Genomic DNA, 11,698 nt, shown 5'->3' with positions numbered 1-11,698 from the left:
CAACGACCACTCGACAAACTCCCCCAACGCCACCTCACACTCCGCAACCCGCTCCGCGAACACCCGCGACTCATCCAGCAGTTGCGCCCCCATACCAACCCACTGCGACCCCTGACCCGGGAACACGAACACCGTCCGCCCCGCGACATCGGCCACGCCCTCGACGAGGGAGTGTGCGGAGTGGCCGGCGGCCAGTGCCTGGGTTCCGGTGAGGAGTTGGGTGCGGTCCGGGGCTACGACCACGGCCCGGCGTTCGAGGAGGGCGCGGGCGGAGAGCAGGGTGTGTCCGACGTCCTGGGGGCGGAGTTCGGGGTCGGTCTCGACCCGGGAGGCCAGGGCCGTGGCCTGGTCGCGCAGGGCCCGTTCGGTGTGGCCTGAGACGATCCAGGGCAGCGCGGCGGCCGGCTCGCCCGGCGCGGTGTCCGGCACGGTGTCGGAGGCCGGGGCGGGCTCGGGGGCCTGTTCCAGGAGGGCGTGGGCGTTGGTGCCGCTGATGCCGAACGAGGAGACCGCGGCCCGGCGCGGCCGGCCGGTCACCGGCCACTCCCGCGCCTCGGTCAACAACCGCACCGTCCCGGCGGACCAGTCCACGTGCGACGACGGCTCATCCGCGTGCAGGGTCCGCGGAAGCCGGCCGTGCCGCAGCGCCATCACCATCTTGATCACGCCGGCGACGCCGGCGGCGGCCTGGGCGTGGCCGATGTTGGACTTCAGGGACCCCAACCACAGCGGCTGGTCGGCGGTGTGTGCCTGGCCGTAGGTGGCGAGCAGTGCCTGGGCCTCGATGGGGTCGCCGAGCCGGGTACCGGTGCCGTGCGCCTCGACGGCGTCGATGTCGGCGGCGGTCAGGCCGGTGCGGGCGAGGGCCTGTTGGATGACGCGTTCCTGGGACGGGCCGTTGGGGGCGGACAGGCCGTTGGAGGCGCCGTCCTGGTTGACCGCCGAGCCGCGCAGCACGGCGAGGACCGGGTGGCCGTTGCGCTGGGCGTCGGAGAGCCGCTCGGCGACGAGGACGCCGACGCCCTCGGCCCAGCCGGTGCCGTCGGCGGCGTCGGAGAACGCCTTGCAGCGGCCGTCCGGTGCCAGGCCGCCCTGGGCGCTGAACTCGACGAAGAGGGAGGGTTCGGTGAGCAGCGTCACGCCGCCGATCAGGGCGATGCCGGATTCGCCGGAGCGCAGTGACTGGGTCGCCAGGTGCAGGGCGACGAGTGAGGAGGAGCAGGCGGTGTCGACGGTGACGGCGGGGCCTTCGAGGCCGAGGGTGTAGGCGAGGCGGCCGGAGAGCACGCTGGCGGCGGTGCCGGTCAGTGCGTGGCCGTGGAGTTCGGTGGCGGTGCCGGCCGAGGGGGCGCCCCAGTGGTAGGACCCGACGAACACCCCGGAGCGGGTGCCGCGCAGCGCGGTGGGGGCGATGCCGGAGCGTTCCAGGGCCTCCCAGGACACTTCGAGGAGGAGGCGTTGTTGGGGGTCCATGGCGGTCGCCTCGCGCGGCGAGATGCCGAAGAACGCGGGGTCGAATTCGGCGGCGTCGTAGAGGAATCCGCCTTCGTGGGTGCTGCTGCTGCCGTCGCCATTCCCGGTGAGGGCCGCCAGGTCCCAGCCGCGGTCGGTGGGGAAACCGGAAACGGCGTCGGACTCGGCCCGGACCAGGTCCCAGAGGGATTCCGGTGAATTCACGCCGCCGGGCAGCCGGCACCCCATTCCGACGATGGCAATGGGTTCGTTGTCCTTGGATTCCAGTTCTCCAATGCGGCGGCGGGCGCGTCGGAGATCGGAGGTGACTCGCCGCAGATAGTCGACGATTTTCTCCTGCTGGTCCGGCTGGCCTTGCGGGGATTCCGACATCGGTCCGTCCTCATCATCGGGTAGCGAACGAAAGCAACAATTCCGCTATGTGGTTTCGAACTCTTCATCGATGATGTCGAGCAGTCTGTCGACCGACACCGTGTCGATGTCCTCGTCCGAGGAGGGCACCTCTGTGGGCGCGTTCTGGCGGAGTGCGGCGGCGAGGGCGTCCAACCGGTCGGCGACGGCCCGGCGTTCGGGGTCGTCCGGCGGCAGGCTGGTGAGGATCGCCTCGAACCTGGTCAGTTCCTCGCCGTGGTCGCCGTGGTCGCCGTGGTCGCCGTGGTCGCCGTGGTCGCCGTGGCCGCCGCGCTGCCGGGGGACGGCTGCGGCGAGGAGTTCCGCCAGCCGGCGGGCCGCGCGTTCGGGGGTGGGGAAGTTGAAGACCAGGGTGGCCGGGAGCCGCAGTCCGGTGTGGCCGGCGAGCCGGTCGGCGAGTTCGACGCCGGCGAGCGAGTCGAAGCCGAGTTCCTTGAAGACGCTGCGGGCGCCGACCGCGTCCGGTCCGGGGTGGCCGAGGACCGCGGCGGCCTGGGTCCGCACCAGGTCCAGGAGGTGGCGGTCCCGGTCGGCCGGCGGAAGCGACGCGAGGCCGTTGGCGGCCGAGCCGGGCTCGCCCGGGTCCGCCGCCGGCTCGGCGGCCGTTGCGGGGCGGGCCGCGACGGGCCGGGGCGGGCGGGCACCGGCGGGTCCGTCGTGGCGCGGGCGCCGCGGGGCCCGGGGCGCGGCGCGTTCGTCGTCGGTCAGGGGGCGGACGGTGAGGGCGTCGACGGTGACGACGGGTGCGCCCTGGGCGTCGGACGCGGTCAGGGACAGCGCGCCGGTCGGGGTGGGTGCGAGGTGGACGCGGAGCGCGGTGGCTCCGACGGCGTGCAGTCGGACGCCGTGCCAGGCGAGGGGCAGGGCGCCGTCCGCCGTCATGGCGGCGTGCCGGGCGGCGTCGAGCAGGGCCGGGTGCAGTCCGAAGTCGGCGGCACCGGCGGCACCGGGCGGGAGCGTCACGTCGGCGAAGACCTCCGTGCCGCGGCGCCAGGCTGCTCGCAGGCCGCGGAAGGCCGGACCGTAGTCGAAGCCGCGGTCGGCGAGGCGTTCGTAGTGGTCGGTGAGGTCGAGGGGTTCGGCGTCGGTCGGCGGCCAGTTGGGGCCCGTGAGTGCGGTGGGGTCGGCGTGCGCCACCGCGGGCGCGGGGCCGGTGGTGGTGCGCGGCGGGCCGCCGAGGACGCCGGTGGCGCACCGCTGCCAGGGGGCGGCCGGGCGGTCCGCCGGGCGGGCGTGGACGGTGACGGTGCGGTGTCCCGTGCTGTCGCCGGGGCCGACGCGGACCTGGACGTGCAGGGCGTCCCCGTCGGGCAGGGGCGGTGCGGCGGTGACGGCGAGTTCGTGCAGGACGTCGCAGCCCGCCTCGTCGCCGGCGCGGACGGCCAGTTCCACCAGCGCGGTGGTCGGCAGCACGAGCCGTCCGGCGACCGCGTGGTCGGCGAGCCAGGGGTGGGTGTGCAGCGCGAGGGTGCCGGAGCAGACGGTGCCGTCGCCGTCGGCGAGTTCGACGGCGGAGGCGAGCAGCGGGTGGCCGAGGGCGCCGGCTCCGGGCGCGGCCGGGCGCGGCGGGGTGGGCCAGTGCCGGACGTGCTGGAAGGCGTAGGTGGGCAGGTCGACGTGGCGGGCGCCGGTGCCGGCGTAGTAGGCGGACCAGTCGACGGGGACGCCGAGGGTGTGCAGGCGGCCGAGGGCGCCGGCGAACGCCGCCTCCTCCGGCCGGTTCTTGGCCAGGACCGGGACCACGTCGACGGGGCTGCCCGGCCCCAGGGTGTCGCGGGCGAGGGCGGACAGCACGCTGCCGGGGCCGAGTTCGACCAGGAGGTCGGTGCCGGCCGCGCCCAGGGTGGCGATGCCGTCGGCGAAGCGGACGGTGTCGCGGACGTGCCGCACCCAGTAGTCGGGGGTGGTGACCTCGCTGCCGGCGAGGTCACCGGTGAGGTTGGAGACGAGGGGCATCGACGGCTGGTGGAGGGCGAGGCGGTCGACGACGTCCCGGAAGGCGTCGAGCATGGGGTCCATCAGCGGCGAGTGGAAGGCGTGCGAGACGGCGAGCCGGCCGGTGCGGCGGCCCTCGCGGGCGAAGTGGGCGGTGAGGCGCAGTACGGCGTCCTCGGTGCCGGAGACGACGACCGCGGTGGGCCCGTTGACGGCGGCCAGGGCGGTGTGCCGGTCGAGCAGCGGGGCCACTTCGTCCTCGGTGGCCTCCAGCGCGGCCATCGCGCCACCGACCGGCAGCGCCTGCATCAGCGTGGCGCGGGCGGCCACCAGGCGGCAGGCGTCCGTCAGCGTCAGTACGCCGGCGACGTGTGCCGCGGCGATCTCCCCGACGGAGTGGCCGCCGACGGCGTCGGGGCGCAGGCCGAGTGCGGTGAGCAGGCGGTGCAGGGCGACCTCGATGGCGAACAGGGCGGGTTGGGTCCACCCGGTGCGGTCCAGGAGTGCCGGGTCGGTGCCCCACATCACCGTGCGCACGGGCCGCTCCAGGTGCGGGTCCAGGGCGCGTGCGACGTCGTCCAGGGCCTCGGCGAACAGCGGCAAGCGGGCGGCGAGTTCGCGTCCCATGGCGAGGCGCTGGCTGCCCTGGCCGGAGAAGAGGACGGCGGTGCGGCGCTCGCGGGCCTCGCCGCGGGCGTGTTCGACGGCGCCCCCGTCGGTCGGCAGCAGGACCGCCCGGTGGCGCAGCGCGGCGCGTCCGGTGGCGAGGGAGTGTCCGACGTCCACGGGGTCCGGGGCGGGCCGCGAGCGGAGGTGGTCGCGCAGGCGGGTGAGTTGGGCGTCGAGGGCTTCGGGGGTGGTGGCGGAGACCGGCCAGGGGACGGTGGTGGGGCGGGGGCCGGGCCGCGGGGCGGGGGCTTCGGCGGGCGGGGGCTCCTCCAGGATCAGGTGGGCGTTGGTGCCGCTGATGCCGAAGGAGGAGACGCCGGCGCGGCGCGGCTGCGCGCCCCGTGGCCAGGCGGCTGGCTCGGTGAGGAGGGTGACGGCGCCCCGGGTCCAATCGACCTGTCGGGTGGGGGTGGTGAGGTGGCGGATGGCCGGCATCAGGTCGTGGTGCAGGGCCAGGACGGTGGCGATGAATCCCCCGACGCCGGCGGCGGCCTGGGCGTGGCCGAGGTGCGACTTCAGGGAGGCCAGGCGCAGCGGCCGGTCCGCGGCGCGGTGCTGTCCGTAGGTGGCGAGCAGGGCCCGGGCCTCGATCGGGTCGCCGAGGCGGGTGCCGGTGCCGTGCGCCTCGACGAGGTCGATGTCGGCGGGGGTGAGTCGGGCGTCGGCGAGGGCGGCGCGGATGACGCGTTCCTGGGCGGGTCCGCTGGGGGCGGTCAGGCCGTCGGAGGCGCCGTCCTGGTTGACGGCCGAGCCGCGCAGCACGGCGAGGACGGGATTGCCGGCGGCCCTCGCGGTGGACAGGTGCTCCAGGACGACGATGCCGACGCCCTCCGCCCAGGCGGTGCCGTCCGCGTCGTCGGAGAAGGGCTTGCAGCGGCCGTCGGGGGCGAGGCCGCCCTGGCGGGTGTGGCCGATGAAGGCGAGCGGGGTGGACATCACGCTGACGCCGCCGGCCAGGGCGGTGCTGCACTCCCCCGCGCGCAGGGCGCGCAGCGCCGCGTGCAGGGCGACCAGTGAGGAGGAGGACGTGGTGTCGACGGTGATGGCCGGGCCTTCGAGGCCGAGGAGGTGGGCCAGCCGGCCGGAGACGACGCCGGGGGCCAGGCCGGTGAGGGCGTGTCCGGCCAGGTCGTCGGGCGAGGCGTGGGTGACGGCGGCGTAGTCCTGGCCGCTGGCGCCGACGAAGACGCCGGTGCGGCTGCCGCGCAGGGCGTGCGGGTCGATGCCGGCGCGTTCCAGGGCCTCCCAGGCGGTTTCCAGGACCAGGCGCTGCTGCGGGTCGGTGGAGATCGCCTCGCGGGGTGACATGCCGAAGAAGGCGGCGTCGAAGTCTGCGGCCCCGGTGAGGAATCCGCCGGTGCGCGTGGCGCTGCGGCCGGGGCCGTCGCCGGCCAGGGCTGCCAGGTCCCAGCCGCGGTCGTCCGGGAAGGCCGTGGTCGCGTCGCGGTCGCCGCGGAGCAGCTCCCACAGGTCGTCCGGGCCGCTCACCCCGCCCGGATAGCGGCAGGCCATTCCGACGACCACCACCGGGTCCTCGTCGGTTCCGATCGTCATGTGGTGCTCACCCCTACGAAGAAAGTTGGCCTCGGCTCACCTCTGCGTGCCGGATCGTACGGGCGCAAACGCTGTACTTTTCCCTAAGGAATGGGCGGCGGCCGGTACGGGCATTGGCCGGCCGGGGCAAAAAGTGCCGCCGCGGCGCGAAGACTAGTGAATCCCCCGGTCCGTGGCATGAGACCAAGTAGGCGACCCGTTTTCTCCGCGGCGCGTTCCGGGTGCCGATCGCTGATCGTTTCCGGCAGCGCGTGCCCCGGGCGGCGGCGTCGGCGAATGCCGTCACTCGGCGACCGGGCCGTGGGGACGCGTGGCGTGCGGGCCCGGCGGCCCGTCACTTTCCGAAGGGTGTTGTCATGGGCGCGAATCGGCGGCCGATCCTGTTCGTGAGTTACGCCGAAAGCGGTCTGCTGAATCCGCTGTTGGTGCTGGCCGGGGAATTGTCGCGGCGCGGGGTGGCGGACCTGTGGTTCGCGACGGACGAGAAGGCGCGGGACGAGGTGGCGTCCGTGGTGGACGGCAGCCCCGTGCGTTTCGCGTCGCTGGGCGACACCGTTTCGCGGATGTCGGCGGTCACGTGGGACGACGCGACCTATGCCGAGGTGACGCAGCGGTCGCGGTTCAAGGCGCACGCGGCGGTGATCCGGCATTCGTTCGCGCCGGAATCGCGGATCGCGAAGTACCGCCGCCTGGAGGAGGTCGTCGACGAGGTCCGGCCGGCGCTGATGGTCATCGAGAGCATGTGTCAGTTCGGGTACGAACTGGCGATCACCAAGGGCATTCCGTTCGTGCTCGGGGTGCCGTTCGTGCCGAGCAACGTGCTGACGTCGCATGTGCCGTTCGCCAAGTCCTACACCCCGTCGGGCTTCCCGGTGCCGCATTCGGGGCTGCCGGCGGAGATGACGTTGGCCCAGCGGATCGAGAACCAGGCGTTCCGGGTGCGGACGCTCGGGATGTTCCTGACGCCGCAGGTCCGCAAGGTCGTCGAGGAGGACGACCGGATCCGCACCGAGCTGGGCATCGCGCCGCAGGCGCGGCAGATGATGGCGCGGATCGACCACGCGGAGCAGGTGTTGTGCTACTCCGTACCGGAGTTGGACTACCCGTTCCCGATGCATCCGAAGATGCGGCTGGTGGGCACGATGGTGCCGCCGCTGCCCCAGGCACCGGACGACGGCGGTCTCGGCGACTGGCTGTCGGCGCAGAAGTCCGTGGTGTACATGGGTTTCGGCACGATCACCCGGCTCACCCGCGTGCAGGTGGCGGCGTTGGTCGAGGTCGCCCGGCGGTTGGGCGGCGCCGGCCACCAGGTGTTGTGGAAACTCCCGCGCGAGCAGCAGGAGTTGCTGCCACCGGCCGAGCAGCTGCCGGACAACCTGCGGATCGAGGGGTGGGTTCCGTCGCAGCTGGACGTGTTGGCCCATCCGAACGTGAAGGTGTTCTTCACGCACGCCGGCGGCAACGGCTACCACGAGGGCCTGTACTTCGGGAAGCCGCTGGTGGTGCGGCCGTTGTGGGTGGACTGCGACGACCAGGCGGTACGGGGCCAGGACTTCGGGGTGAGCCTGACGCTGGACCGGCCGGAGACGGTCGACCCCGAAGACGTCCTGGACAAGATCACCCGCGTGCTCGACCAGCCCTCCTTCACCGAGCGCGCCGAGCACTTCGCCGGGCTGCTCCGGGCCGCCGGCGGCCGGGCCGCGGCGGCGGACCTGCTGCTCGCCCTCCCCGTCCTGGCAACCGACTGACCGAGGAGCACTTCACTCATGCCCTTTACCCATCCGGTGTCCATGCCGTGGCTCCAAGGCCGCGAGCTCGACTACGTGACGGAGGCCGTCAGCGGCGGCTGGATCTCCTCACAAGGCCCCTTCGTGAAGCAGTTCGAGGCGGCGTTCGCCGCGTACAACGACGTGCCGTACGGCGTCGCCTGTTCCTCGGGCACCACGGCGCTGACGCTGGCGCTGCGGGCGCTCGGGGTCGGTCCCGGGGACGAGGTGATCGTCCCGGAGTTCACGATGATCGCGTCGGCGTGGGCGGTCACCTACACCGGGGCGACGCCGGTGTTCGTGGACTGCGGCGACGATCTGAACATCGATGTGTCCCGCATCGAGGAGAAGATCACCCCGCGCACCAAGGTGCTCATGCCGGTGCACATCTACGGCCGGCAGTGCGCCATGGACGCCGTGCTGGACCTGGCGCACGAGTACAACCTGCGGGTGGTGGAGGACTCCGCCGAGGCGCACGGCGTGCGGCCGCGGGGCGACATCGCGTGCTTCTCGCTCTTCGCCAACAAGATCATCTCGGCTGGTGAGGGCGGGGTGTGCCTGACCCGCGACCCGCACCTGGCCGAGCAGATGGCGCACCTGCGCGCCATGGCGTTCACCAAGGACCACAGCTTCCTGCACAAGAAGCTGGCCTACAACTACCGCATGACCAACATGCAGGCCGCGGTGGCCCTCGCCCAGACCGAGCAGTTGGACGTGATCCTGGGCCTGCGCCGGGACATCGAGAAGCGCTACGACGAGGCGCTGCGCGACGTTCCCGGGATCACGCTGATGCCGCCGCGCGACGTGCTGTGGATGTACGACGTACGGGCCGAGCGGTCCGAGGAGCTGCGCGCGCACCTGGCCGACGAGGGCGTCGAGACCCGGGTGTTCTTCAAGCCGATGAGCCGTCAGCCCGGCTACTACTCCCCCGACTGGCCGGAGTTGAACGCGGCCCGGCTCAGTGCGGACGGCTTCTACCTGCCGACGCACACCGGGCTGACCGCGCAGGACCAGGAGTTCATCACCGGCCGGATCCGCGCGTTCTACGGAGCGGCATGAGCACCGGAGCGGAGGCGCCGACGCCCGCGCCGCAGTGCCCGGTGGCCTTTCCGCTGCGGCAGCCGGGGCGGCCGTTCCCGCCGCCGGAGTACGCCCAGTACCGCGCCGAGCCTGGCCCCGTCCGGACCGAACTCCCTAGCGGGACGGTCTGGTTGGTGACCCGGCACGAGGACGTCCGGGCGGTGTTGACCGATCCGCGGATCAGCGCCGACCCGTCGCGGCCCGGCTTCCCCAGGGCTTCCCGGACCGGCGGCGCGCCGTCGCAGTACGAGGTGCCGGGGTGGTTCGTGGCGATGGACCCGCCCGAGCACGGGCGGTTCCGCAAGACGCTGATCCCCGAGTTCACCGTCCGCAAGGTGCGGGAGCTGCGGCCGGCGATCCAGCAGATCGTCGACGAGCGGATCGACGCGATGCTGGCCGCGGGCACCTCCGCGGACCTCGTCGAGTCCTTCGCGCTGCCGGTGCCGTCCCTGGTGATCTCCAGTCTGCTGGGGGTGCCCAGGGCCGACCGCGACTTCTTCGAGGACCGGACCCGGGTCCTGGTCCGGCTCAGCTCGACCGACGAGGAGCGCGACAAGGCGACCCGGGCACTGCTGCGGTACCTGGGCCGGTTGATCCAGATCAAGCAGCGGCGTCCGGGCGACGACCTGATCAGTCGACTGATCGCCGCGGGCACGCTGTCCCGGCAGGAACTGTCCGGGGTGTCGATGCTGCTGCTGATCGCGGGGCACGAGACGACGGCGAACAACATCGGCCTGGGCGTGGTGCAGCTGCTCGCCAACCCGCAGTGGATCGGCGACGACCGGATCGTCGAGGAGTTGCTGCGCTACTACTCGGTGGCGGATCTGGTGGCGTTCCGGGTGGCCGTCGAGGACGTGGAGGTCGGCGGCCGGCTGATCCGCGCCGGCGAGGGCATCGTCCCGCTGCTCGCCGCGGCCAACCACGACGACACGGTGTTCGCCGCGCCCCGGGAGTTCGCCCCGGAACGTTCGGCGCGCTCGCACGTGGCGTTCGGCTACGGCGTCCACCAGTGCCTGGGGCAGAACCTGGTACGCGTCGAGATGGAGATCGCCTACCGCACGCTGTTCGCGCGGATGCCCTCCCTCGCGCTCGCGGTGCCCGTCGAGGAGCTGTCGCTGAAGTACGACGGGGTGCTGTTCGGCCTGCACGAGCTGCCCGTCACCTGGAAGTGAGCGCGGCCGGGACGCCCGGCCGCCAGGACCCGATCCCCGGAGGAACCTCGTGCGCATCACCGTGGACACCGGCCGTTGCGTCGGTGCCGGCCAGTGCGTCCTGACCGCACCGGACCTGTTCGACCAGGACGACGACGGTCTGGTGACCGTCCTCGACCCGACGGCGGGCGCTTCGGCCGGCGCCGCCCGCGAGGCGGCGGCGCTGTGCCCGTCCGGGGCGATCAGCGTCGCGGCGGACTGAGCCCGCTCCCCCTGCGCGCGGGCCCCCGACCGAGCGGGTCGGGGGCCCGCACTCCTGCCTGCGCGGGAGCGGGCGGGCAGACCGTCACCAGGTGACGGACAGCTGCCTCAGCCCGGCGGACAACTGGCCCGACGAGTAGCCCAGTTCCTCGATCGGGCGGGCCGGTCGCAGGCCGGGGAGCCGGGTGAAGAGCAGGGTGTAGGCGGTGCGCAGTTGGACCCGGGCCAGCGGTGCGCCGATGCAGTGCCACATGCCGTGGCCGAACGTCAGGTGCGGGTTGGGCGCCCGCCGGATGTCGAACAGCTCGGGCTCGTCGAAGACCGTGCGGTCGAAGTTCACCAGCGTGAAGTCCAGCAGCACCAGGTCGCCGGTCCTGATGGTCACGTCGCCGACCGGCACGTCGGCGGTGGCGTACCGCGGGAGCACCGAACCGCCGGCCTTCGCGGACCGCAGGATCTCCTCGACGCCGCTGCGCATCAGCTGCTCGTCGGCGAGCGCCGCGGCGAGCTGGTCCGGGTACTGGGTGAACAGCACCGTGCCGAGGTCGATGTGGCTGGCGACGCTGTCCAGGCCGGCGAAGAGCAGTCCGGCGACGATCGGCCCGATGCGGTCGTCGGACGGCACCTTCCGGGACAGCCGGGAGATGACGTCGTCCTCGGGTGCGGTGCGCTTGCGGCGGGCCAGTCCGGACAGCAGGCCGAACAGCTCGTCCTGGGCTTCCTGGGCCCGGGGCGGGTCGTCGATCTCGCCGAGCCTGGCGAGCGCGGCGATCAACTGGCCCTGCTCCGCGGCGGGGACGCCGATGAGGGTGCACAGCACCGACAGGGAGAACGGCATGGAGAAGTGGTCGTGCAGGTCGGCGGGCGGGCCCTGGGCGGTGAGGTGCGCGAGCGCCTGTTCGGCGAGGGCCTCGACCTTCGGCGCCAGGTCCAGGACCCGGCGGGCGGAGAACTGCGGGGTGAGCAGCGCACGCATCTCGGCGTGCACGGCGCGCGCCCCGTCGACGTCGTCGGTGACGAGGAGGTCCAGGAGCGGGTTGCGCACGTAGCGCGGTGCGTTGGCCGGGTCGGTGTGGGCGCGCTCCAACCGCTCGTCGTGCAGCAGCTGTTTGAGTTCGGAGTGCCGGGTGACGAGCCAGCCCTCGTCGCCGGCCGGGGTGCGGACCTTGCAGACGGGGGCCCGGGATTGCAGGTCGCGCAGCAGGGGGCTCAGACGCAGGACGGTGCGCGCCTCCGCCGCGAGGGAGGGCGGCGCGGTGGGTGTGCTCATGGAGGGCTCCTCTGGGGGTGGTGCCGTGGGGGGGCGGGCGTCCGGCCGGCTGCGCGGGGCCGGGGGCGCGGGGCGGGGGTGTCACCGGCCCCGCGCCGTCTCGGCGGGATGTGCGCAGGCTGGGCCGA

6 protein-coding genes and 1 pseudogene are annotated in these 11,698 nt (G+C 73.5%); 4 read left to right on the top strand and 3 right to left on the bottom strand.

Annotated features, from left to right (window positions below; all coding sequences use genetic code 11):
* Together ACJ6WD_RS37325 and ACJ6WD_RS37320 are read right to left on the bottom strand one after the other, a co-directional pair.
* On the bottom strand, nucleotides 1-1,845 hold a 1,845-nt coding region (locus ACJ6WD_RS37325), incomplete at its 3' end, for a type I polyketide synthase (RefSeq protein WP_407617472.1).
* Nucleotides 1,846-1,890: 45 nt separating this feature from the next.
* Nucleotides 1,891-6,027, bottom strand: a pseudogene (locus tag ACJ6WD_RS37320) (type I polyketide synthase); the annotation flags it as partial.
* 371 nt (nucleotides 6,028-6,398) lie between these two features.
* Here ACJ6WD_RS37320 and ACJ6WD_RS37315 point away from each other — a divergent pair.
* The 4 genes from ACJ6WD_RS37315 to ACJ6WD_RS37300 are packed head-to-tail and all read left to right on the top strand — an operon-like array spanning nucleotide 6,399 to nucleotide 10,301.
* Nucleotides 6,399-7,790 (top strand): glycosyltransferase, encoded by a 1,392-nt coding sequence (locus tag ACJ6WD_RS37315; RefSeq protein ID WP_331249366.1) that lies wholly within the window; start codon nucleotides 6,399-6,401, stop codon nucleotides 7,788-7,790.
* Between the two features lie 18 nt (nucleotides 7,791-7,808).
* Nucleotides 7,809-8,867, top strand: coding sequence for a DegT/DnrJ/EryC1/StrS family aminotransferase (locus tag ACJ6WD_RS37310; protein ID WP_331249367.1), 1,059 nt, complete (start codon nucleotides 7,809-7,811; stop codon nucleotides 8,865-8,867).
* A complete protein-coding gene (locus ACJ6WD_RS37305; RefSeq protein ID WP_407617471.1) occupies nucleotides 8,864-10,060 on the top strand; it encodes a cytochrome P450 in 1,197 nt (398 codons plus the stop codon). The genes ACJ6WD_RS37310 and ACJ6WD_RS37305 overlap by 4 nt, the downstream gene beginning before the upstream one ends.
* Nucleotides 10,061-10,109: 49 nt before the next feature.
* A complete protein-coding gene (locus ACJ6WD_RS37300) occupies nucleotides 10,110-10,301 on the top strand; it encodes a ferredoxin (RefSeq protein WP_016573569.1) in 192 nt (63 codons plus the stop codon).
* Nucleotides 10,302-10,385: 84 nt separating this feature from the next.
* On the opposite strand, the gene ACJ6WD_RS37295 is transcribed toward ACJ6WD_RS37300, so the two are convergent.
* The gene (locus ACJ6WD_RS37295) at nucleotides 10,386-11,570 is read right to left on the bottom strand and encodes a cytochrome P450 (protein WP_376441120.1); all 1,185 of its coding nucleotides are present in this window, start codon (nucleotides 11,568-11,570) and stop codon (nucleotides 10,386-10,388) included.
* Between the last annotated feature and the right edge of the window lie 128 nt (nucleotides 11,571-11,698).

Origin of the sequence: Streptomyces sp. VTCC 41912 (assembly GCF_045799175.1) — a bacterium.
GTDB lineage: Bacteria > Actinomycetota > Actinomycetes > Streptomycetales > Streptomycetaceae > Streptomyces > Streptomyces albulus_C.
The sequence above is the reverse complement of the archived record's forward strand: the minus strand, read 5'-3'. Positions and strand labels throughout refer to the sequence as shown.